At 69.2% G+C, this 23,395-nt stretch carries 19 protein-coding genes and 1 pseudogene; 12 read left to right on the plus strand and 8 right to left on the minus strand.

What is annotated here, in order from left to right; all coding sequences use genetic code 11:
• Positions 1-32 precede the first annotated feature (32 nt).
• The 8 genes and pseudogenes from ACEJ41_RS03655 to ACEJ41_RS03690 all read right to left on the minus strand — a co-directional run bounded on the left by ACEJ41_RS03655 (position 33) and on the right by ACEJ41_RS03690 (position 11,529).
• Positions 33-1,526 (minus strand): hypothetical protein, encoded by a 1,494-nt coding sequence (locus ACEJ41_RS03655; RefSeq protein ID WP_374013440.1) that lies wholly within the window; start codon positions 1,524-1,526, stop codon positions 33-35.
• A gap of 19 nt (positions 1,527-1,545) precedes the next feature.
• Complete coding sequence (locus tag ACEJ41_RS03660; RefSeq protein WP_374013441.1) at positions 1,546-2,892, minus strand: hypothetical protein; 1,347 nt, start codon at positions 2,890-2,892, stop codon at positions 1,546-1,548.
• A gap of 61 nt (positions 2,893-2,953) precedes the next feature.
• Positions 2,954-4,300 carry a hypothetical protein gene (locus ACEJ41_RS03665; RefSeq protein WP_374013442.1) on the minus strand — a complete coding sequence of 449 codons (1,347 nt, stop codon included), beginning with the start codon at positions 4,298-4,300 and terminating at the stop codon, positions 2,954-2,956.
• Between the two features lie 144 nt (positions 4,301-4,444).
• On the minus strand, positions 4,445-5,872 hold the full coding sequence (locus tag ACEJ41_RS03670) for a hypothetical protein (protein ID WP_374013443.1): 1,428 nt from the start codon (positions 5,870-5,872) through the stop codon (positions 4,445-4,447).
• A 14-nt stretch (positions 5,873-5,886) separates the two neighbouring features.
• Entirely contained in the window at positions 5,887-7,422 is a 1,536-nt protein-coding gene (locus tag ACEJ41_RS03675) for a hypothetical protein (protein WP_374013444.1), read from the minus strand.
• A gap of 262 nt (positions 7,423-7,684) precedes the next feature.
• Positions 7,685-9,355, minus strand: a pseudogene (locus tag ACEJ41_RS03680) (type IV secretory system conjugative DNA transfer family protein); the annotation flags it as partial.
• A 46-nt stretch (positions 9,356-9,401) separates the two neighbouring features.
• Entirely contained in the window at positions 9,402-10,685 is a 1,284-nt protein-coding gene (locus ACEJ41_RS03685; protein ID WP_374013445.1) for a hypothetical protein, read from the minus strand.
• Positions 10,686-10,707: 22 nt separating this feature from the next.
• On the minus strand, positions 10,708-11,529 hold the full coding sequence (locus ACEJ41_RS03690) for a hypothetical protein (protein ID WP_374013446.1): 822 nt from the start codon (positions 11,527-11,529) through the stop codon (positions 10,708-10,710).
• 803 nt (positions 11,530-12,332) lie between these two features.
• Between ACEJ41_RS03690 and ACEJ41_RS03695 the strand changes: the two genes are divergently transcribed.
• From ACEJ41_RS03695 to ACEJ41_RS03750, 12 genes are read left to right on the plus strand one after another with little or no spacing between them, the layout of a single operon-like run.
• The gene (locus tag ACEJ41_RS03695) at positions 12,333-12,779 is read left to right on the plus strand and encodes a hypothetical protein (protein WP_374013447.1); all 447 of its coding nucleotides are present in this window, start codon (positions 12,333-12,335) and stop codon (positions 12,777-12,779) included.
• 6 nt (positions 12,780-12,785) lie between these two features.
• Positions 12,786-13,673: a virB8 family protein gene (locus ACEJ41_RS03700; RefSeq protein ID WP_374013448.1), complete on the plus strand. Its 888-nt coding sequence runs from the start codon at positions 12,786-12,788 to the stop codon at positions 13,671-13,673.
• On the plus strand, positions 13,673-14,446 hold the full coding sequence (locus tag ACEJ41_RS03705; protein WP_374013449.1) for a TrbG/VirB9 family P-type conjugative transfer protein: 774 nt from the start codon (positions 13,673-13,675) through the stop codon (positions 14,444-14,446). The genes ACEJ41_RS03700 and ACEJ41_RS03705 overlap by 1 nt, the downstream gene beginning before the upstream one ends.
• Entirely contained in the window at positions 14,443-15,645 is a 1,203-nt protein-coding gene (locus ACEJ41_RS03710; protein ID WP_374013450.1) for a TrbI/VirB10 family protein, read from the plus strand. Before ACEJ41_RS03705 ends, ACEJ41_RS03710 begins: the two co-directional genes overlap by 4 nt.
• Positions 15,646-15,657: 12 nt before the next feature.
• Positions 15,658-16,695 (plus strand): P-type DNA transfer ATPase VirB11, encoded by a 1,038-nt coding sequence (gene virB11 / locus ACEJ41_RS03715; RefSeq protein WP_374014055.1) that lies wholly within the window; start codon positions 15,658-15,660, stop codon positions 16,693-16,695.
• A gap of 58 nt (positions 16,696-16,753) precedes the next feature.
• Positions 16,754-17,629, plus strand: a complete 876-nt coding sequence (locus ACEJ41_RS03720) for a lytic transglycosylase domain-containing protein (RefSeq protein ID WP_374013451.1) — start codon at positions 16,754-16,756, stop codon at positions 17,627-17,629.
• A gap of 60 nt (positions 17,630-17,689) precedes the next feature.
• Positions 17,690-18,064 carry a TrbC/VirB2 family protein gene (locus ACEJ41_RS03725; RefSeq protein WP_374013452.1) on the plus strand — a complete coding sequence of 125 codons (375 nt, stop codon included), beginning with the start codon at positions 17,690-17,692 and terminating at the stop codon, positions 18,062-18,064.
• Positions 18,057-18,368: a type IV secretion system protein VirB3 gene (locus tag ACEJ41_RS03730; protein ID WP_374013453.1), complete on the plus strand. Its 312-nt coding sequence runs from the start codon at positions 18,057-18,059 to the stop codon at positions 18,366-18,368. Before ACEJ41_RS03725 ends, ACEJ41_RS03730 begins: the two co-directional genes overlap by 8 nt.
• A 4-nt stretch (positions 18,369-18,372) precedes the next feature.
• Positions 18,373-20,859, plus strand: a complete 2,487-nt coding sequence (locus ACEJ41_RS03735; RefSeq protein WP_374013454.1) for a VirB4 family type IV secretion/conjugal transfer ATPase — start codon at positions 18,373-18,375, stop codon at positions 20,857-20,859.
• Between the two features lie 20 nt (positions 20,860-20,879).
• Positions 20,880-21,707 carry a hypothetical protein gene (locus tag ACEJ41_RS03740; protein ID WP_374013455.1) on the plus strand — a complete coding sequence of 276 codons (828 nt, stop codon included), beginning with the start codon at positions 20,880-20,882 and terminating at the stop codon, positions 21,705-21,707.
• Between the two features lie 33 nt (positions 21,708-21,740).
• A complete protein-coding gene (locus ACEJ41_RS03745; RefSeq protein ID WP_374013456.1) occupies positions 21,741-22,853 on the plus strand; it encodes a type IV secretion system protein in 1,113 nt (370 codons plus the stop codon).
• Positions 22,850-23,284: a hypothetical protein gene (locus ACEJ41_RS03750; protein WP_374013457.1), complete on the plus strand. Its 435-nt coding sequence runs from the start codon at positions 22,850-22,852 to the stop codon at positions 23,282-23,284. Before ACEJ41_RS03745 ends, ACEJ41_RS03750 begins: the two co-directional genes overlap by 4 nt.
• Positions 23,285-23,395: the final 111 nt, after the last annotated feature.

Here is a 23,395-nt window from a genome sequence, read left to right on the forward strand (position 1 = left end):
GCTGCGCGCAGGCCCGGCCCGCGCACCTGCCCTCAGGCCAGCGCAGGTGGAGGCGTGGCGGCCGGGCGGGCGAGGGCGCCGGCCTCCGCGTCGCCCGCCGTGGCAGGCGCATGCAGGGCCGGGGGCGCAGCCAGGTCCAGGCGTGCCACGTGGCTGGGATGGCGGCCGCGCACGGTGATGCCTGCCGCATCCACTACCAGGTGCAGCGGATCGCCGGCCTGGATGCCGGCGCTGGCGGCAGTGCTGGTGAGCTGGCGCAGCCGGGCGTCGGAGACCACGGCGCCCGGAGGCAGCATGGAACCCAGGGCGTGCTGCAGTTCGCCCGAGAGCGACGAGTCCACGCCCGCGCGCGGAGCCGGGTGCGGCGCGACGGCCTGCGGGGCGTTCGCGCGGCAGGCGTCGCCGGCATCCTGGCGTGCGCCAGGTGCGTTGCGGCGTGCGTCGGCTTCCGGCGCGAAATGGTCGACCACGACCAGGCCGTGGGCGCCATTCTGGAGCAGGAGATAGCGCCCCGCTGCTCCCAGATCGGCGCCGCCCAGGCGCAGGCGGTCGGGATCGATGCCCAGGGCCGTGAGGTCGAGGCGGAAGGACCGTGGTGCCGTATCCGGATCCGGGTGGGCCGCTGCACCGATCAGCGGCATCAGGTGGTGGATGTAGGCATTGGCATAGGCCTCGCGCGGCACGTCTGTGCACTTGGCGAAGGTCCGTGACTGGTCCGGGTCGACCATGCCGTTGGCGGCCAGCGGAGGCGCGGCCGCGGGGCGTGCAAGCGGAATCTCCACGTCGGCACCTTCGCGCGCGCAGGCGCTCAGCATCGCCGCGCGCTGGCGCAGCGTTGCGTTGAGGTCCCAGGCCGGGTGCGGGCGCTGCCCGCCGGTCGATGCTTCCGGCTGGGCCACATGCTGCACGATCGCGTCGTACAGATCCGCCGGCACCGCGCGGCCTTCCGCCTTGATGCGGCTTGCCAGCGTGTTCCAGCCGCGCTGTTCGGCTTCCGCCTCGTGCTCCATCATCCGCGCCATGTACATCTGCACGGCCGGGGTGAGGTCCGGACCGGTCGGGGACCCCTCGGCCTTCCCGAACGCGGCGCACGTGCTGGAATTGAAGTGGTCCAGCCACGCATCCAGGCGCGGTGCGCGCAATGCGTGGAAGGATTCGTGGCCCAGGTTGAACACCACGAAGTCGTGGTGGGCCGTGCGGATCCGGTCGGCCGGCAGTTGCGCAAGGTCCGGGCGCAGGTGGGCCTGCTCGAGCAGTGCGCGCGGCAGTTCCAGCTGGCTGGCGGCCAGCGAGATGGTGCGGGACTCCAGCTCGTAGTGGGCCATCGCGTCCGCATCCTCGCCGGCCACGACCCGGATGCGGTCCAGGTTGCCATCGCGGTGTGCTGCGGCCAGTTGCCGGAGCAGCAGCGGCGAACTGCGTGCCGCTTCGCCGACCAGGTGGGCATGGGCGGCGGTGAGGTCGTCGCCCGGGGCGGGGGCCAGCAGCCGGGCGATGAGGGCGTCGTGTTCGGGATGGTTGGACATGGCGTGGTGCAAGCTCGGGTCAGGGGCCGGCGGGCCGGGACGCGGCCGGGTCGTGTTGCGGCGTCACGGCGGCGGGACCGGCCGGGGCGTGCGTGTCGAATGCGGCCAGGCTGTCGGCCGCAGGCGGTGGCGGCAGGCTCAGGTCGACCCGGGCCACATGCGCCGGGTGGCGACCGCACAGGCTGATGCTGCGGGCATCGAACTCCAGCCGCAGCGGATCGTCCGGGGCCATGCCTGCGCGATGCGCTGCCGCGGCCAGTTGCGCGACCCGGTCGGTGGAGACGTGCGTTCCGGCAGGCAACTGGTCCTGGATGGACGCGCCGAGCCGATGCATCCAGCGGTCTGCAGGCGCACCGGCCAAGCGTCCGTCCGCGTGGCCTGCCGAGGCCGCGTCCGCCGCTGCCTGGCGGACCTGCCCGGCAGCCGTGGAGACGGCGGTCATGGCCGCCGTCGCTGCCTTGGCGGTCGCCGCGGCCGTGTGGTGGAAGCTCACCCGGCCGAGCGAAGGGTCGATGACCTCCAACTGCCGCCCGGGCTGCCCGAAGTCCAGTCCGTTGTCCTGCAACCGGCGCGGGTCCAGTTCCAGCGCACCCAGGTCCAGGCGCACGCTGGCCTGCGCCGCGGTCCGCCGTGCCTGCTCGACGATGGCCAGTGCGCCGGCTGCGTGGCGGTGCCGGTCGCCTGCGTCGTACTCGCAGCGGGCCATCGCTTCGATCCGCCCGGCGCCAACCATGCCGCGTTCGTCCACCAGCCCGGACACCGCCGGTTCCGCGGCGCCTTCGACCTTGCGGATGCAACTGCTGGCTGTGGCCATGCGTTCGAGCGTGGCGTTGACGGCTCCGGCGACCTCCGCGCCTGCGCCATGGACCCTGCTGGCCAGGGCGTTCCAGGCCATGCGCGACGCCTCGGTTTCCTGGTGTCGCTTCTGGGTCAGGTATTCCGCCATCGGGGCGGTGAGGTCGGCAACGCCGGTCGCAGCATCGCGCACTGCGCTGGCGGTCCGGTCGGCCAGGGCGCGCGCATCCTGCGCGGTGTCGCGGGCCGACAGCGCCATGGATGTCTGCCGCGCCAGCATCACCACCAGGGCGTCATCAAGCGCCTGGCCATCGGTGCTGCGGGTGAACTGGTCGGCGATCCGCGGATCGATGTGGATCGTCCGGTCCGCGGGGGTGTAGGCGGCGGCCGCGCCGCCATGCCCGCCATCCAGGCGGATCGCGGCCAGCTCGCCGTCGCGCATCGCACGCCCCAGTGCCCCGGTCAGCACCGCCGAGCTTGCCGCGGCGTGGGCCACGCGCTCGGCGAGGGACGAGAGGCTGCCTCCCTGGATCGGTGGCAGGGCGGCGGTAGGCTTGGAGGAGTCTTGCATCATGCGTCCTCAGGAGTGGTGGCCGGGGCCGGACGGCCCTGCGCGGGGCTCGCGGCTGGGCTCACCCGTGCAGGTCGCGGGCGTGCTGGTGGGTGGCGGGAGCCGGCTGGCTGCCCGCCTGATCGGGTTCGGGCACCGATTCCAGGTCCACCCGCGCGACATGGGTGGGATGGCGCCCGCGCACGACCAGGTCCCCCGCGTGGGCCACCAGCTCGATCGGCTCCCCGGGCTGGATCCCGGCGTGGCGAGCGGCGGCGGCCAGCTGGGCCACGCGCGTGTCGCTCACCGATGTGCCCGCCGGCAACTGCGCGTCGAGTGTCTGCTGCATGTGCTGGTGCAGGGGATCGGCGTGCCACCGGGCGTCGCTGGTGGCGGCCGTGCGTTGCCCCGGTTCGGCCTCGGCCGGCGCCTGGCTGGTACGCGGGTCGCGGCCGGCGTCGTGCAGGAACTGCAGTCGGCGGCCGGACCCGTCATCGACCCGCAACACCCGGCCGGGGGCACCGAAGTCCAGGCCCCCATCCTGGACCCGGGCTGGATCCAGCCCGAGGCGCTTGAAGTCGAGCCGCAGCGGCACCTGTTCCATTCCGCCATGCCGCTTCTCGTGTTCGGCGACCCGCAGCACGAAGCCGGCGTAGGCGTTGTGGTAACTCACGTTGCGCTGCTTTCCGAGGTTGGCCGGCGAGTCGTCGAAGAAGCATTGCGCCACCGCCTCGAGCTGGCTGTCCGGGATCATGCCGCGGGCATCCGGCGACAGGCCCGGGGCCAGGCGCGGACCGTCGCGCAGGATGCTGGTGCAGTTGGATGCCAGCACGCCGCGCCGGGCCAGGGTGTTGGCGTCCGGGACCTGGCCGGTGGTGTGGCTGATCCGGCTGGACAGCGCGTTGAGCGCAGCCTGTTCGGCCCGGGCTTCGGAGAGCCGGCGTTCGGACAGGTACCTGTCGGCCGCATCGGTGATGTCGGCCACGCCGCCGTGCGCGGCCTGCTTCAGCGACGACCTGACCTGGCGATGCAGCAGGTCGTTGTTGCGCGTGCTGTCCTTGCGTTCCAGCGCATGCGAGGTTTCATGGGCCAGCGTCGTCACCAGGAAGTCGTGCAGCGCTTCCCCGGTGCCCTTCGACGGGTTGGCCAGGTAGGTCTCGATGCGCCGGGGATTGAGGTGGATGGTGCCGTCCTCGCCCCGGTAGCGCCCCGAAAGCGATTCGTTGGTGAACCGGATCGACGTCAGGTGGCCGTCGCGCCAGGCCTTGCCGAGCAGCGTCCCCAGGTGGGGCGAGCTGTCGATGGCCTTGGCCAGCTCCGCGGCGGCGGCGGGGTGGGACTGCTGCAGGTCGGAGAGCAGCGCCTGGTCGGGCGTGGCGGTCGAGCGGGCCAGCATGCGCTGGAGCACGGGGGGAAGTTCAAGACGCATGGATGACCTCATGGATGACAGGTCGGTACCCGTTGCCGGGGGACCGATGGCGCGGACCAGATGCATCCGCGGGAGCAGCCGTTGCCAGGCCCGCGTTCACGGGCCGGCGTTGTTGCCTGGGCCGGGCATCGGCCCGGCGGATGTTCATTGCAGCAGCCCCGGCGCCGCGCCTGCGGCGTGCGCGGGCTCGGCCGCGGGTTGCCGGCTGGCCTGGCGGGCCGGCGGTGCCTCGCCGCTGGCGGTGGCGTGCAGGTCCACCGATGCCAGATGGGTGGGGTGGCGGCCGCGCAGGGTGATGCCGTCTGCGGCGACGATGACGTCGATGGGATCCCCGGCGCGGATGCCTGCGTCCCAGGCGGCCCCGGTGAACCGGTTGATCCAGGGCTGTGCGACCTTGGCATCGGCCGGCAGCGCGTCGCGCAGGCTGTGTTCCAGTTGCCCCTGCAACGCCGCCCGCGCATCTGCATCGGGCGCATGCGCCGAATGGCCGTCGCGGGCACGGTACGGTGACGGTACGTCCATCCTGGCCCCGCCGCGGGCCTCGCCACCGAACATCAGCGCGCCGTGCTCGCGTTCGTGCACGAGCACGGGCTGGCGCACCCAGCCATCGTGCTGCCGCGCCCGGTCCAGCAGCGCCTGGAGGTCAACGCCAAGCGCGCCGGCATCCAGCTCCAGGCGGCCCTCGAAGCGGGTCGCATCGCGCATGCTGGCGATGGTGGCCAGCGCCGGCAGGAAGCTTTCGTTGTTGTAGAAGCGCTGGTCCAGTGCGCACTCGCCCCAGCGGCGGCTCATGTGGGGGGCGACCATGCCGCGCGCGTCCAGCTCGACGCCGGCCCGCAGTGGCGGCGCAGGGCCATCGACCGGGGCCACGCAATCGGCGTAACTGGCGCCGCGCTCGCGGAACAGGGCCTGGTCATGCGCCGTGCTGCCTCCGGGCAGCTGCGCGTGCGCCTGGAAATCGTTGAGCAGCACGTCCAGGTTGCGCGACACCTGGGCCACCACCGGGCCACCGTGCTCGTGCTCGATCCGGCTCATCAATGCATTCCAGCCGTGCACCTCGGCCGTGGCTTCGTTGAGGAATTCGCGTTCCTGGAAGTGCTGCATCAGCGGGGTGATGTTGATGGTCCCCTGCTGGCCCGCCTGGCGGACCGCCTGCGCGAACTCCAGCCGCAGGCGTTCCCTGTGTTCCTGGAACGTCCCCGGAGTGAGCGAGTGATAGGCCTCGTGCGCCAGGGTCGGGACGAGGCTGTCCTCCTCCTTGCCGGCAAGCTCCTTCTGCATCCGGTAGTCGACCATCATGCTCAGGGTGGGGGGGCGGTACACATCGTGGGCGTGGAAATTCACGCTCATGGTCCCGTCGTTGCGCAGGTACTGCGCTTCCGGTTCCCATGCCCTGGATTCGGTGATCCGGGTCAGGCGTCCCATCCGCATCGCGTCGGACACCATCCCGGCCAGGTATGGCGAACTGCGGATGGCCGATTCGACCCGGTCGGCCAGCCCGCCGGCGCCTGTGTGGCGCAACGTCTCCACCAGGGTGCCCGGGTCCAGCATGGCTTCTGCGGGTTTGGTCATGGCAGCGTCCTTTTTCAAAAGGCCAGCGCGGGCGGGCGTGCGGAGTCGACCTGGTGGGCGGCCGGGCCTTCCTGGCTGGCGCCGGCCTGGCTGCGGTGGCCGGGGGGCGCGGACAGGTCGATCGACGCCACGTGGGTGGGGTGCTGCCCGTGGAGGGTGACCCGGGTTCCATCGAGGGACGCGCTGATGGCTTCGCCGGGCCGGAAGCCGGCGGTCCTGGCTTCATCGGTGAACTGGGCCAGGCGTTGCCGGCTCACCATCGCCCCTTCCGGCAGCACGTTGTGGAAGGCCTGCTCGATCTGCAACTGGAGCGGCTCGCGCGCAGGCGTGGTGGAGGCCGGTGCAGGCCTGGGCGGCTCGGGTGCCTTGGCGTCGCCGTCGGCCGCCGCGGACGGACGGGTGCCGTAGACCGTGACGGTCGTGACCGGCGGCGGGGGCTGTTCACCGAAGGTGATGGCGCCCAGGTTGGGGTCGTGGATCGTCAGCCGGTGGCCGTGCTTCCACAGCTCGGCCATGCGCATCTGCGCCATTCGCGCGTCGATGCCCACCGCGGCCAGGTCCAGCCGCACTTCTCCGTCGAACGACGCGTTCTCGGTGCCGTGCCGGATCGCATCCAGGGCATACGCAAAGTACATGGGCCGGTAGTTCGAGGACACCGCGCATTCGCGCAGGGCGGGCAGCGAGCGCGCGTCCAGGGTTCCGTCGGGGGCCATCCGGATGCCGTCGTGGGGGGTGGGGACGCCGCGCTCGTCGTACTGGACGCACCCGGTCAGGCCGGTCTGCTGGATGCGCTCGAGGATTCGGTGCCGGTGCACGGCCCAGTCCAGCCGGCTGGACCAGGACATCTGCGCCGGGAAACTCCATTCCCATTCGGCCACGCCCGGGCTGAGCAGCGCGCGCGCGGTGCTTCCGTTGGCCAACTGCGCCAACGGGGCTTCATTGCCGACCCGGCTGACCAGTGCATTGATTCCCTGCAACTGCGCATGGGCTTCTTCGTCGAGGCGGCTGTCGATGAACTGGTTGACGCGCGCGGTCATGTCCAGCCGCGGCCGATCCGGGTTCATCGCCGAGGCCGCCATGCTGGCCCTCCAGGTGGCCGAGACCAGGTCGGGGACGCCGTGCGGGTTGTGCAGCGCGCAGTCGGCGTGCCAGACCTCGTGGCCCACGACCCAGGTCAGCGCATCCTGCCAGCGCTCGGCGCGCGACTGGTGCTCGCGCGGATCGACCACCGGGCCGGGCAGGTCCCGCGACACGATGCTTTCCAGCATGGCGGAGTTGACCGCGATGTCCTTGCGGCCCGGGTAATAGGCACCCAGCGCATCCGGGTTGCTGGTGGTGCCGATGGATGCGATGCCGCCCTTCTCGGCGGTCTTGCGGAACTGGCGGGCCAGGAACGGGGACTGGTTCACCGCCTCGCGGATCTCGTGGGCCAGGTGGTCGTGGCCGCTGCCATGCAAGGGTGCCAGGAGGGTGCCGACGTGGTCGGGCGGGCCATCGGCCGGCGCGGTGGGCGGCCGATCCTGGGAGGCATTGGTGGAGGATGCGGACATGTGGATCCTGGGCAATCTTGAAAGTGTGTGCGGGGTCGCGTGCCGGGCCGGCGGTTTCAGTCATGCATCGCGGCGGGGACCGCGCGCGGGGGCAGGTGCGCCGCGCATCGACCAGCGGCGGCACCCACCATGGCCAGGCGGGTCATCGCGGCGGCACCGGGTTGGGATCCCCGGCCGGCGCTTCCTGCGCGCCCATCGCCAGCAGCGCCAGGATCGACGCCGGGATCTCCGCCGGTGCCGGGACGGGCACCGCCTGCGCCGGCTCCAGCGACAGCGGCGCGACCTCCACCCGCGGCAGCAGGCGGCGGGTGAAATGGCGCTCCTTGTAGTAGCGGATCTTGCGGCACAGCACCGGGTGGGGCAGGCCCTCGTACAGCACGATGGCCTTGTCCGGGCCGAGCGCCTTCAACTCCTGGGGCAGCATCAGCGCGCGCCGTTCCAGCATCTCGTTGTCCGACACGCTGCGGCCCTGGCCATGCGAGCGCGTGCGGCTGCGCCTGCGCACGGTGGTGTAGCCGAGCATGTCCGAGTATTCGTTCGCGTCCTGCTGCTCGCGCGGTGCGAAGATGATCTGCAGCGCATGGTTGGTGATCATGGTGCGCGCCAGTTCCTTGCCGTACACCGCGTCCAGCTGCGCCATCGACTGCACGATCGGCAGCAGGCGCAGGTTGTAGCCGGCCATGTAGGCGACCGCGCGGGCGAGGATGTCCACCCGCCCGATGGAGGTGAACTCGTCCATCAGCAGCAGGCACTGGTGCCGCAGCGAGGGATCGTTCTGCGGCAGGACCTTGGTATTGACGTTGATCAGCTGGCTGAAGAACAGGTTCACGATCAGGCGGCTTTCGGCCAGCTTGTTGGGCTGGATGCCCACGTAGATCGACATCCGCCGGCGGCGCAGGTCACGCAGGTCGAAGTCGTCGGCGCTGGTGGCTGCATCCAGCACCGGGTTGAGCCACGGGTTCAGCGGCTCGCGCAACGACCCCATGATCGAAGCGAAGGTGACGTCGGCCTGGGACAACAGCCCGGCGAACGCGGTGCGCGCGTGTTCGCTCAGGAACGGGCGTTCGGACAGCCGCTGCAGGTAGGGCTTGAGCTCGGAGCCGTCCCCGGAGGCCACGCGCAGCACCGTGCCCAGGGTGGGGTGCGGCGCGACCGGGTTGTCCTCGTGCTGCTCGAACACGTACAGGGCAAAGGCCAGGAAGGCGTTGCGCGCATGACTGATCCAGAACGTGTCCTTGTCGCCGGCATCCGGGTAGAGCAGGGCCGCGATGGCCTGCAGGTCCGAGACCCGGAAGGCCGGGTCGGCCGAGACGTAGGACAGCGGGTTCCAGCGATGGGTGCGCCGGTCCTCGGCGAAGGGATTGAACAGGAACACCTCATGGCCGATGGACCTGCGCCAGCCCGAGGTCAGGTCGAAGTTCTCCTGCTTGATGTCCAGCACCACCACCGACTCGCGGTATTCCAGCAGGTTGGGGACCACCACGCCCACGCCCTTGCCCGAGCGGGTGGGCGCGGCCAGGATCGCGAACTGCTGCCCGGACAGGCGCAGCTTCATGCCCATGAGGCTGCCGACGATGATCCCGTCGTCCTTGCGCCTGAGGAAGCCGCGCGGCACCAGGTCCGCCAGGCCGGCGAAGCGGGCGCGGCCATGCAGGTCGTGGTGGCTGCGCAGCTTGAACAGCATCACCACCACCGACAGCCAGGCCAGCATCACCAGCCCGAAGCCTGCGCCACCGCCCAGCCAGATGCGCCACGCATACGGGGCGACCTGGGGGTGGTCCAGGTGACGCAGGTAGCCGTAATAGGTCCCCACGCTCACCAGGCCGCCATCCAGCCCCAGCAGCAGGAGCACCAGGTAGCCGGACAGGTACAGGCCACCCAGCAAGGCCAGGCAGCCGGTGATGATGGCGATGAGCAGGCGCGGAGTGGTCATGTGGCGGGGAGCATCGGAGGCGGGGAGCTTGCGTGGTGGCCGGTTGCTACATGTGCATCGCGTGCGGCTGGGCCTGGGCCGGGCGGTGCGCGGCATGCAGTTCGGCGTCCGCGGTCATGCGCTGCGCCTCGGGCGTTGCGTGGCCGGCTGCCGCAGGCGGTGGCTGGCGCAGGTCCACCGCGGCCACGTGGCTGGGGTGTTCGCCGTGCAGGGTCAGGCGCGTGCCGGCCGCGGCGATGTGGATCCGCTCGCCGGGCTGGATCCCGACCTGTTGCGCGGCATGGGTGAGCTGGGCGATGCGCTCATGGGACACCGTGCTGCCCGCGGGCAGGTGGGCCTGGAGCGATTGCTGCACGTGCTGGTACAGCGGGTCGACGCGCATGTCGGCCATCGTCGTGCGCCCTGCCGTCGGGGGAGCACCGGCCAACTGCGGATCACGGCTGTCCGGCACGGCCTGGTTGTCTGCCAGGCTCCACGGGCTGCGCGCGATTTCCCGGTACGGATCGTCGGGGTGGAATTGGGCCCGCAGTTCCTGCCGCTCCAGGCGCAGGTTCCGGGCGTCATCCAGTTGCTCGATCATGGCCGGGTCGCGGACCGGTCGCCGGAACGGCAGGGGGATGGTCCCGGCTGGGATGACGACATGGTTCCAGGCGCCCGTGGCGTCGTCGCGTTCGTGGTAGACGCGCTGGGCGCCGATGATGTCGGGGTCCGAATGGGGGCGGTCGACCCCCGCCTGGGCCCAGGCGGCGCTGAGCCGTCCGGCATAGCTGGCCGATTCGTTCCTGCCCTCGGCGGAGGACCAGTCGGTGTACTGGCGGATCTGCTCGAGCGTGGATGCCGCGCGCCAGGTACCGGCCGCGGTGTTGTCGAGCATCGTGTTCCAGATCGGCTCGATGGCCCCGGGCCCGTCGCGTTCCTCGGCCATCAGCATCAGCTTGCGCGGGGTCCAGGCCTCGCGGTCGATGCCGGCCAGTTCGAAGGTCTCGTCGTGGACCTTGGCCACGGCGCTCCCGGGGAGGTTGAGGGCCTGGTCCCGGCGGCCGCTTTCGTACAGCTGGCTGCGCGTGGCCAGGTCGTTGCGCATCAGGTCCACGCCCACCGCTTCCCAGTCGCGCTCGGTCATTCCCGGACGGGTTTCCTCGGCGATGCCCCGCGCATAGGTGTTGGCGGTCTTGCCGGGCATGTTGTCGTTGCGCACCACGCCAAGGGCCAGCAGGCCATAGCCGTCGTTGCCGGGCGTGTTGGCCAGGTAGTTCCAGTAGAGCTCCCGGTTGCCCTGCGCCGCGTAGTGATCCAGGACCCGGAGGTCGCGGGCGGTGAGTTCTGCCATGTGGTGTTCCGTCCGTCCGGGTCTAGTCGATCAGGCTTTCGTGCAGGAGGGAGCGCACCCGTTCCTCGATGCGCCCCCAGTGGCCCAGGTAGGCGCGCGGGTAGCTGGCCGAGGCCAGCGCGCTGTACTGGCCGAGGGCGAAGTCGTGGTGGCACCACGCCAGGGGCTGGAACGGTTCGCTGCGGCGCACCGTGTTGCCTTCGACGATGGCGCCGTCCGGGAGCCGGTGGTTGCTGCACTTGATCACGGTGGTCACGCGCCCGTCCGCGTCGCGGTCCACGTACCAGTCCTTGGCGATGCGCAGCAGGTTCTCGCGTGAAGACGGCGACCCGTACGTGTCCTCGTAGTGCGCCGCGGCCGCGTCCAGATCGGCGTAGTGCGGTTCCAGGCCGTGCACCGGGTCACCCGGCAGTCGCAGTGCGATCTGGTACAGCGGATCCCCGGCGAAACCAGAGGACATGATCCGGTTGTCCATCGCCTGGGCCAGCGATACAGGCGCGTCCGGCGGCATGTAGCTCAGACTGATCCAGATGGCGCGCAGCGAAGTGTCGCGGACGTTGGCGTAATCATGGCCCAGGGGCAGCGGCTCCAGGCATGGCCACTGCAGGTTCAGGTTGATGTCCTGGCGGGGAGTGTCACGGGCCGGCGCGCTCTGTGACCAGAAATACTGCAGCGGGATGCGGAACCGGTGCGCACCGAAGGCGAACTCGGCCGGCTCGCCGCGGGCCCTGGCTTCCATCCGTGCGCCGTCTTCGTCGATCACGCCCCCGGCCACCATTGCATCGACCCTCTGGCCGGCGGCGGCATTGCGTGCGGCGAGCTGTTGCTGGCGTTCAACCGACACGGTCGTCGGTGGGCAGTGATGCACGGGCGCCACGTGTGCCTGCTCGGGTTGGACCACGAGCGGGGCGGCCTGCGCTGGGCGTTCGCGCGGCGGGCTGCAGCCGGCCAGCGCCACCAGGCCTGCAAGCGCGGCGCCCAGCACGCAACGGCCAGGACGTGCCGATCGCGCACGCGCGCCATTGGCGGTATGCATTCCACTGTTGCCGCTGGCGGACCGGACATCCCGTGCCCCACGCCAGGCACCCGCCCGCAAGTATCCCGACATCCGTGCCACTCCAGGTCGCCAGGCAGGGGATTGCGTGCGCACGGCAACATGCCCGTGTCGCCGGGTCGATCCCCTGCCTGCATTTCGTGTTGGCCCCTGTGCGGGCGATATTGCCAGACATTGCATGCAATCGCGAAGCAGTACGCAGTGGTATGCCGCGTCTGCAAAATGGTTGCGCGCGAACTCAATATCCCCGGGCTGCGTCGGCAATATCCAGGCGCTGGCGGTTTCCTCGCTGTTTTCCAGCTGTTTTCAGGCAGTTCCGCAAAGTGCACCCGGTGTCAGGGGTGTACCTGATATTCCGTGCGAGGTTGACGCGCCCCATGCGATGCATGGATTATGCGCGCGCTCTCCGGGGGGAAGAGGGCGTCACATGCCGGAATATCGACGACATCGGGAATCCGATGGAGTGCGATGCCGGCAATGGTGACGCCAGCAGCAAATCCGGTTGCCGGGGAGGCGCCGGGACTGCAGTCCACAGTGCGTCGTCGGCTTCGTGCCGCGGCGGTGAATCCTGTCGAACATCATTCCGGTGACACGTGAGAAGTCCTGTTTCCATCCATCCCTGGTCGACCGCCCTGCTGGTCCTGCTTGCGTGCACGCTGGGTGCATGCGCCACCCCGGACGCCCCGGATATCCGCGGAGGCTGGCGTCCGGTGAACCAGTACGGCCAGACCCCGCAGGCCATCCCGCTGCAGCGTGGCTACGTGTACCAGGCCTCGCCGGCGGACGGCACGGTCAAGGCAATGCTGGAGCGCTGGGCGCGCCATTCCGGCAGGACGCTGGCCTACGAGCATCCGAACGATTACACCCTGCACGCGCCGGTGGCCCACATCCGCACCACCCGGCTGGAGGATGCCGCCGCGGCCGTTTCCGCCGCGTATGCCGAGCAGGGGCTGAGCGTCGGCATCGAGGCCGGCAGGATCGTGGTCACCCGCGCGGTGTCGCCGGCCGATCCGGCCGATGGCGATTCCCAGGGCGGGTGACCGGGAATGCGTGCATCCCGCCAGCGGTCCTCGCCCGCCATCGACAACGCTGTCAACCAGGGTGTCAGCTACGAGTTGAGCCTGGCCGACCGCGCACGCCGCAGCGAGCGGCGTGCATGGATGGTGGCCGGCTGCGCCGTGGTGATGTCGCTGATCCTGGCCGGCGGCTATTTCCTGTTCCTTCCGCTGAAGGAAAAGGTGCCCTACCTGGTGATGGCCGATCCCTACACCGGCACGGCCACCGTGGCCCGCCTGGTAGGCAACTTCCATGACCGCGCCATCACCACCGAGGAAGCGGTCAACAAGAGCAACGTCGCCCAGTTCGTGCTGTCGCGCGAGGCCTACGATTCGGGGCTGATCGGCCAGCGCAACTGGCGCACCACGCTGTCGATGGCCGGGCCTGCGGTGGCCCCGGCGTACATGCGCCTGTTTTCCGAGGCCAATCCCGAGCGTCCGCCGCGCCTGTTCGGCGCCACGCGCTCGGTGCGCGTGCGCATCCTCAGCATCGTGTTGACCGGTGGCGGCCAGGCCGGGCGCCCGGGTGGCGCCACCGTGCGCTTCCAGCGCAGCGTGTTCGACAAGAGCAGCGGGCGCTCGACGCCGCTGGACAGCAAGATCGCCACCATGGAGTTCACCTACAACCCGGACCTGCGCCTGAGCGAGGAAGACCGCCTGCTCAACCCGCTGGGTTTCCGCGTGGTGAATTACCGGGTGGATGACGATTTCGCCGCTGCGCCGGTGCCCGAGCGGGAATTCCCGTTCGACCCGGTGGCCGAGGCGATACCGCCGGCGCCGACCCCCGCGGATTCCGCGGCGGCCGAAGACGGAATGAACGAAGCGGAGACGAGCGTCCCGCAGACGGAAACGGAACAGGTAGACGGGGAACTGCCGTGATGAATGGCAACAAGCTTCTGGGGATGCGTGCCTGCGTGGCGCTGCTGCTGGCCGGACTGGCCTTCGTGGCCGGTGCCCAGGTGGTGCAGGAATACGAGTACCGTCCCGACCAGGTCTACACGGTCAAGGCCGGGCTGGGCATCACCACCCAGATCGAACTGAGCCCGCACGAGGAAATCCTGGACTACAGCACCGGCTTCAGCGGTGGCTGGGAGATCAGCCGCAGGGAGAACGTGTTCTACATCAAGCCCCGCGACGTGGACGTGGACACGAACCTGCTGGTCCGGACCGCGGCCCATTCCTACATCTTCGAACTGCGCGTGGTGGCCACCGACTGGCGGATGCTTGACCACGCCAAGGCGGCCGGCGTGCAGTACAAGATCCGCTTCGTGTACCCCGGCGGGACCAGCTTCGCGTCCACCGTCGCCGAGCAGCCCGAGGAGGAGCAGGCCGAGCTCGATACCCGCCTGCACCCGGACCGCGAATACAACTTCAACTACGAGTATTCGTACCGCAAGCGCCTGCCGCGCTGGCTGGTTCCGTCCACGGTCTACGACGACAGGCGCTTCACCTACATCCGGATGGGCGACCGCACCCGGTTCCCGAGCGGAAATTTCCCGGCCGTGTTCGCCCGCGACAGCAGGCTGGGCGAGGAATTCGTGGTGAACTCCACCGTGGAGGGCGACACCATCGTCGTCCACGGCACCTATCCCTACCTGGTCATCCGCCACGGCAAGAACGTGGTCGGCCTGCGCAGGAGCACCGAACAGTGAACCCTTCGTCCTCCAACAGCCCTTCCGACAACCAGGCGGAGGGCGCGCAGCCAGCCGCCAACCCGTACCAGGGCCGCGTCGCGCCGCAACACCCGGACCTCGACGCCGGCGCGCCGTACCTCAATTCGGCCGACGTGCAGCGGATGAACCGCAAGGCGCTGGTGTTCCTGGCCGGCATCGTGCTGCTGGTGGTGGCCATCGCCATCTGGATCTTCAGCGGCGGCCTGTCCGGTCCGTCCGAGCGCCCGGCCCGCACCCCGCCCGCCGAGCAACTGGTGATCCCGGCCGCGCCGCGGGACCTGCCCGAGCTGCCGCCCGAGCGTCCGGCGCCCGTGCCGGAACTCCCGCCGCTGCCGGTGGTGAACGATTACGCTGCCGCGCCGGCCATGCTGCCCGGCGCAGCTCCCGGCCAGCGCATGGGTTACCTCGACGAGGACCCGCGGCAGACGCTGCGCGAACGCCGCATTGCCGACGCCTCGGCCGGTGGGCCGGTCAGCGCCGGGGGCATGGATGCCATGGGCGAGCACTTTCCGGGCATGGGTCAGCAGGTGGCTGCTGCGCCGACGGTCAAGGAAGCGCCGCCCGACGGCGTCACCAGCGCGCGCCCGCTGTACAGCCAGGACACCCTGCTGCTGCGCGGTACCTATATCCGCTGCGTGCTGCAGTCGCGGGTCATCACCGACTTCCCCGGGTACACCTCGTGCATCGTGACCGAGCCGGTGTACTCGGTGAACGGGCGCAGGCTGCTGCTGCCCCGGGGTTCGAAGGTCTCCGGTACCTACAACTCCAACAGCATCATCGGCGACCGCGCGGCCATCGTCTGGGACCGCATCACCACGCCGACCGGGCTGGACGTGAACATGCGCAGCCCGGGCGTGGATGCGCTTGGCTCGGCCGGCAACGCCGGGCACTACACCGCGCACTGGGGGCAGAGGATCAGCTCTGCGCTGCTGATCAGCATGCTCAGCGACGCCTTCAAGTACGCCGGCGCCAAGCATGGCCCCAGCGAGCTGGCGTACGGCCAGGGCGTGGTGGTCCAGAGCCCCTACGAGAGCACCACGGCGCGCACCATGGAGCGCATGGCCAACCTGGCGATGGAGCGCAACATGAGCCGCCCGCCGACCGTGACCATCAACCAGGGCACGGTGGTGAATGTCTACGTGGCCCGCGACGTGGATTTCTCCGCGGTCCTGCGCTGATGGGTCATGCAGATGGACATCCAGCCCGAGGCCACCGCCAACGTTTCCAATGATTTCCTGGATTACCAGTACAGCGTGCTGGGCATCGGGGAATACATGCATTCGTCGGATGTGACCGAGATCTGCGTCAACCGCCCTGGCGAGATCTACCTGGAAACCCGCAATGGCTGGGAACGGCGCGAGGTGCGGTCGCTGACGTTCGAGCGTGCGCGGCAGTTCTGCACATCGGTGGTCAACGAGAGCAACACCGGGCAGCGGGTCACCGACATGGACCCGATGGTGTCGCTGACGTTCCCGACCGGGCAGCGCGCCCAGTTCGTGATTCCCCCCGCCTGCGATGCGGGCAAGGTCTCGATCACGATCCGCCTGCCGGCCAAGTTCAGCAAGAGCCTGGAAGAGTACGAGGCGGACGGCTTCTTCTCCGAGATCCTGGAGCAGGCCCAGGACGTGGGCGACCACGACCGCGAACTGCTGGAGCTGCGCCGCAGCCGGAACTATGCGGAGTTCTTCCGCAAGGCCGTGCAGTACCACAAGAACATCGTCGTGGCCGGCGCCACCGGCAGTGGCAAGACCACGTTCATGAAGTCGCTGGTCAACCACATCCCGGACAGTGAGCGCCTGGTGACCATCGAGGACGCGCGCGAGCTGTTCCTGCGCCAGCCCAACGTGGTCCACCTGCTCTATTCCAAGGGCGGGCAGAGCGCCAGCAATATCACCGCCAAGAGCTGCATGGAGTCGTGCCTGCGCATGAAGCCGGACCGGATCATCCTGGCCGAGCTGCGTGGCGACGAGTCCTTCTACTTCATCCGCAACTGCGCTTCGGGCCATCCGGGTTCGATCACCAGCTGCCACGCCGGTAGCACGGCCCAGGCATGGGACCAGCTGGCGCTGATGGTGAAGGCCTCGTCCGAGGGCTCGGGCCTGGAGTTCGATGTCATCAAGCGGCTGCTGATGCTGACCATCGACATCGTGGTCCACATCAAGGCGCATGCGGGGCGGCGCTACATCACCGGGATCGATTTCGACCCGGCGCGGAAGCTGGCCTCGTGAGCGCGGCCCGGACCCCGGCTGGCTTGCGCGCCGGGCCCGTGGCGGGGAGGCGCTGAGCATGCTTGCTGGCCTGGAAATGCTTGCCTGCCCGGAGCTGGCGGTGCCCAAGGAGATCATGCAGCACGTGGTGCGCGTGGAGTCCTCCTTCAACCCCTATGCCATCGGCGTGGTGGACGCACGCCTGGTGCGCCAGCCGCGGAACCTGGGCGAGGCGGTGTCCACCGCCCGCATGCTGGAGCAGCAGGGCTACAACTTCTCGCTCGGCCTGGCCCAGGTCAACCGCTACAACCTGGCCAAGCAGGGCCTGGACAGTTACGAAAAGGCGTTCGAGGTGTGTCCCAACCTCCAGGCCGGTTCGCGCATCCTGGCCGAGTGCCACGGCCGCGCCGGCGGGGATTGGGGCAAGGCCCTGAGCTGCTATTACTCGGGCAATTTCACCCGCGGGTTCCGCGACGGTTACGTGCAGAAGGTGTTCGCCTCCTGGCAGGGCGGTGCCCAGGTGGCGGTGGCCCAGGCCGGCGCGGACGGGGTGGTCACCCGCGATCCCGTGTGGCCGATGTCGCTGGTGCAGCGCCGGGTGTTCGAGGCCGGCGGCGGAGCACGCCGCGCCGCGGCGCCGGCCGCGCGTCCGTCGCGGGTCGCACCGGTGCTGGCATCGAGGCAACCCGCCGCCCCGGCACCCTGGCCCGACACCATGGCGCACGCACCGCACGCACCGCATGCACCGGCGGTCGCCGCGCCGCCTGCCGCAGCGCGCGGCGGCGTCGATGACGGCCCGGTCACGGTCCAGCTCATGGGCCAGCGGCCGCCAGCCGCGGCTGCGCCTGCAGTGGCGGCACCGACGCCGCTTGCACCGCCTGGGTCCGGTGCAGGCCAGGCCGTCCCGCACGCCGGGGCCAGCCCGCTCGTCCAGGACAGCGCATTCGTTTTCTAGCAGTACCGCAGCACCCGGGCCAGATGGCCGCCATCCACATCCAACATGCAGAGGTCGACCATGAACAATTCCAATGACACCACCGCGATCCGGCACGCCCTGCGTGGCGCGGCAACCGCCGTCGCCGCCGTCGCCATGCTTGCCCTGCCGGAACTGGCCATGGCCCAGGACGGCACCGGGGCTGCCGGGCGCGTCACCACGTTCTTCAACAACATCAACGCGCTGCTGAACGTGGCCTCCATCGCCATCGTCACCATCGCGGTGATCTTTGCCGGCTACCAGATCGCGTTCAACCACAAGCGCGTTGGCGACGTGGCCCCGGTGCTGATCGGCGGCTTCCTGATCGGCGCCGCGGCGCAGATCGCCAAGATGCTGCTGCCCGACGACGTCACCGCCACCGCAATGGTCGTGGGCCAGTTGCTGCAGTATGCGTAAGGATGTGCTCTTCAGGGGTTGCACGCGCCCGGCCATGTTCATGGGGGTGCCCTACGTGCCCTTCGCGATCGCGGCCGGCGCGTGCCTCCTGATGACGTTCTATTTCGACATGTTCTTCCTGCTGCTGCTGCCGGTGGTGATCTTCGTGATGCGGCAGATGGCGCGGCGTGACGAGATGATCTTCCGCCTGCTCGGGCTGCGCTGGCGGTTCCGGCTGCAGGTGAGGAACCTCAAGCGCCACGGCGGGATGTGGGTGTTCTCGCCAAACATCTATCGGGACAAGCTCCCGGACCTGGACCGATAGGAAGATGCCAGCACCCGACATTTCAATCAGCGAACTCGTCCCGCTCTCCTCGCATGTGTCCGCGCACGTGGTGAAGACCACGGGCGGGGATTTCCTGCTGTGCTGGCGGCTGGACGGGCTGCCGTTCGTCGGCCGCGAGGAATGGGAGCTGGAGCACCGGCACACCACCTTCAACCGGCTGCTGCAGACCCTGCGTGCGCCCGACTTCATCAACGTGGCCTTCTGGGTGCACGACGTGCGCCGGCGCGGCGGCATCGACGTGGACTCAAGGTTCGGGCAGGCGTTCAACCAGCAGTTGTCGGACGACTACTACCAGGCATTGTCCTCGCAGAAGATCATGCGCAACGAGCTGTACCTGACCATGATCTACCGCCCGGTCGTGGTCGGTAAGAAGTTCGTGGAAAAGAGCGCGAACGTGCCCCGCCTGCAGGCCGAGCAGGACCAGTCGGTGGCCAAGCTGGAGGAGCTGGCCGGCAACGTGGAAGCCGTGCTCAAGGATTACGCCCCGGTGCGGCTGGGAATGTACGAGGGCGACAACGGGGTGGTGTTCTCCGAGACCCTGGAGTTCTTCGGCTACCTGCTCAACCGGATCGAGGAGCCGGTGCCGGTGCTGCGTGCCCCGGTATGCGACTACCTGGCGGTCAGCAGGCACATGTTCGCCGCCCGCACCGGCGACTTCGTGGTGTCCACCCCGTCGGGCGACAACCACTTCGGCGCGATCCTGAACATCAAGGAGTACACCGACGGGACCTGGCCGGGCATCCTCAACGGGCTCAAGTACCTGGACTTCGAGTACGTGATCACCCATTCCTTCAGCCCGATGGGGCGGCAGGATGCGCTGCGCGTGCTGGAGCGCACCAAGGGCATGATGATCTCCTCCGGCGACAAGGCGGTCAGCCAGGTCGTCGAGATGGACCATGCGATGGACCAGGTCGCCTCGGGCAACTTCGTCCTGGGCGAGTACCACTTCACCATGGCCCTGTATGCCGGGGACCAGCAGCAGCTCTCGCAGAACATCGCCATCGCGCGGGCCGAGCTGTCCAACGCGGGCTTCGTGTCCACCAAGGAGGACCTTGCGGTCTCGTCCGCGTACTACGCGCAGTTGCCGGCCAACTGGATGTACCGCACGCGCCTGGCCAACGTCAGCTCGCTCAACTTCCTGGGGCTGGCGCCGCTGCACAACTTCGCCACGGGCAAGCGCAACCACAACCCGTGGGGCGACTGCGTGACCGTGCTGCAGACCACCAACGGGCAGCCGTATTACTTCAATTTCCACGCCACCCACCCGGCCGAGAACTCGCTGGGCGAGAAGGCCATCGCCAACACGATGGTCATCGGCAAGTCCGGCACCGGCAAGACCGCGCTGATCAACTTCCTGCTCAGCCAGGTGCAGAAGTTCGACCCGGTGCCCACGATCTTCTTCTTCGACAAGGACCGCGGCGCGGAGATCTTCGTGCGCGCCTGCGGCGGCGCCTACCTGGCGCTGGAGAATGGCCAGCCGACCGGGTTCAACCCGTTCCAGTGCGAGGCCACCGACGCCAACGTGCAGTTCCTGGCCGGGCTGGTGAAGGTGCTGGCCGGCAAGAACCACTACACCGCGCGCGAGGACGAGGACATCTTCCGGGCGGTCGAGAGCATGCTCGACATGCCGATGCACCTGCGCTCGATGAGCAACTTCCAGAAGAGCCTGCCCAACATGGGCGACGACGGCGTCTATGCGCGGTTGCGCAAGTGGACCGCGGGCAATGCACTGGGCTGGGTGTTCGACAACCCGGTGGATGCCATCGACCTGGAGCGCTCCAACATCGTCGGGTTCGACTACACCGACGTACTCGAGAATGCCGAGGTGCGCGTGCCGGTGGTCAGCTACCTGCTGCATCGGCTCGAAGAGCTGATCGATGGCCGGCCGCTGATCTACGTGATGGACGAGTTCTGGAAGATCCTCGACGGCGGCGGTGCGCTGAAGGACTTCGCCAAGAACAAGCAGAAGACCATCCGCAAGCAGAACGGCCTGGGCATCTTCGCCACCCAGAGCCCGGAGGACGCGCTTGCCAGCGACATTTCCGCCGCCCTGGTCGAGCAGACCGCCACCCTGATCCTGCTGCCCAACCCCAATGCGGCGCGCGATGACTACGTGGAAGGCCTGAAGCTGACCGAGGCGGAGTTCCAGGTGGTACGCAGCCTGGACGAGCGCTCGCGCTGCTTCCTGGTCAAGCAGGGGCATGCCTCGACGGTATGCCAGCTCAACCTGCGCGGCATGGACGATGCGCTGGCGGTGATTTCCTCCAGCACCGACAACATCGAGATCATGCACAGGATCCTCGCCGAGGAATCCGCACGCCTGGACGTGGAGCGCGCGGACCTGCGCCCCGAGCAGTGGCTGCCGCGGTTCCAGGACGAACGCCGCGGGTCCCGCAGCCGCGGGGCTGGCTCCGCGGACAAGGCAGGTGGGCGTTCGGCGGCCCGCGCCGGCACCCGGGTTCCATATTGATGCAACAGGAGAAACTGACGATGGATACTCAGCATCACGCGTCCCGGCCCGGACTGTCCCGGCGCTGCGCATCGGTCCTGGTCCTGGGCCTGCTGGCCATGGCCCCGGCGGCGCATGCGCAATGGCGGGTGGTGGACAACTCCGCCAACCAGAAACTGAACACGGTCAATGATCGCCTCGGCTCGACCCCGGTGGACGGAGGCAGTGGCGGCACGGTGACCGGCAACCTGCGCGAGATGTACCAGCAGCAGCGCATCAGCTCGTACAACGACGGCGATCCCAACAATGCCGCCGCGGACGAGCCCGAGGAGCAGCTCTCCCGCAACGGGCCCAGCAGCGCGGTGAGCATGGGCGAGGCCGACCGCTGTCCGCGGCCCAGCGCCCAGGGCGTTGCGCAGACCCAGTGGGCGCTGTGCAAGGAGGCCTACAAGACCGAGCTGGCCCAGTACAACTACGCGCTGCAGATGTACGAGGTGACCCGCAAGCGGCAGGAGTACCTGGACCAGCTCAAGCGCGAGCGCGCCGGCCTGGCCGCGCACGAGATCGGCAAGCTGCAGGACAACACCAACCGCCTGCTGATCCTGATGTCGCAGATGGAGATCGACCGGCAGCAGCACGACTCCTACATGGCCGCCTACAACGCGCGCATGGTGTACCTGCAGCAGGCCAGCAAGACCCTTTCGCAGCAGGCGCTGGAGGGCACCCGTTCCGATGGCGGGGGCGGCGGCCTGACCGGCGGCGGCGGTGGCGGCGGCGGTGCCGCCGGTGTGGTCGCTGGCCTGGCCGGTGCGGGAGCCCTGCGCATGGCCCTCGAGGTTTCGCAGTCCAGGCGGCGGCACAGTTTCTGACGCCGGCCCTTCCAACGCATACGGGTGACATCCATGGCCAACCTCTTCCCCTACCTCGACCACGTCCTGGGCACGCTGCTGCGTGGCCCGTCCGTGGCGCTCGGGGCCGTGGAGCGCTGGGCGTTCTTCCGGCTGGTGTTCGACTGGGTGAACGAGGAAATCAACGTCTTCCGCGACAACCTGCTCGGCGAGATGGCCGGTTGGGTCGGGGGCATGGCCTTCACCCTGCTGACCCTGTGGATCCTGCTGCAGGGCTACAGGATCGTGACCGGGCAGTCGCGCGAGTACATGATGGGCCTGGTGGTCAACTCGCTCAAATGGGTGCTGATCATCACCGTGGCCACCACCTTCGCCTTCGGCAGCAGCAACATCCACAGCCTGCTGACCGATGACATGCCGCGGCTGGTCAACACCGTGGTCACCGGCGAGGACGCCGGCCCGGAGGATTCCATCGACGACAACCTCCAGACCATGGAGCTGTCGATGATGGCCATCGATGCACTGTTCACCAACTGGGACGAAACCCTGCAATCGGCCAAGACGCGCGCGCTGTGGTTCACCGGCGTCGGCGTGGCCGGTCCGTCCCTGGTCGGCGGCGCGATCCTGCTGATGTACAAGATGGGGCTTGCCTTGTTCGTGGGGCTGGGGCCGTTCTTCATCCTGTGCCTGGGGTTCGAGCAGACCAAGTCGATGTTCCAGAAATGGCTCTGGTACGGGATCGGCACCATGTTCTCGCTGGGCGTGCTCAGCTTCACCGTGTCGATGATCTCCAAGCTGCTGGGCGCGGTGGCGATCTCGTTCGCCACCCAGTACCTGGTGGCCACCTCGATGGACGCCACGCCCACCGGCGTCAACAGCATGGCGATGCAGCAGGGCGGGCTGGGCCTGCTGATGACGATGTTCCTGATCACCGTGCCGCCGATGGCGTCGATGTTCTTCCAGGGCACGCTCGGCCACTTCATGGCGTTCAGTGCCTTCAACCAGCAGCCCATGCAGCCGGTCAACCCGGGCCAGCCCGGCGCCGGGTACTATCCGCCGGCACAGGCCGGGCAGGGTGCGCCTGGTGCACCAGGCGCACCGGGTGCGCCGGGCGGTGGCGGCCAGGTCCCGCCTGAAGCTTTCACTCAGAGGACGAGGATGACATGAGCAAAATGACCGATCCCGGCAACCAGCCTGTCTCCGCCGCGCCTGCGGCACCGGTCCGCCAGCGGGCGCCGCGCATGCGCCGGCTCGTGGCCGGCGCGCTGGTGGCGGCAATATCCGCGGCCAGCTTCGGGCTCGGCGCGGAAGGCGGCTTCTACAGCCGGCTTTCGTACCGCTCGAACGACCCGTTCGTGTTCTGCACCCAGGGTCAGGATCGCGAGGTGAACCCGACCCCGTGCTGGATCCCGATGCCGCCCTATACCGGCGCCTTCATGGTCATGCCCTATTGCTTGCCGGTGAATCCGTACGGCAAGGAGTGGTCGGCCGACGACACCCAGTCGTTCCAGGAATACCTGCGCACGTGCCCGGCGGCAGGGAGGTCGGGGCGGTGGGAAGGCAGCGGGCAGCCCGAGATGTCGCCGTTCAAGCACTGATCCGCAGGCCCGCTGCCGGCCGTGCTGCGCGCGCGCGGCCGGCCGTAGCGGGCCGCTGCGCGTCCACGCGCGCCTGCGCGATGCGCCGCCATGGCCGCGGCCGCCGCACCG

Source organism: Pseudoxanthomonas koreensis, assembly GCF_041890415.1.
Classification (GTDB): Bacteria; Pseudomonadota; Gammaproteobacteria; order Xanthomonadales; family Xanthomonadaceae; genus Pseudoxanthomonas; species Pseudoxanthomonas koreensis_A.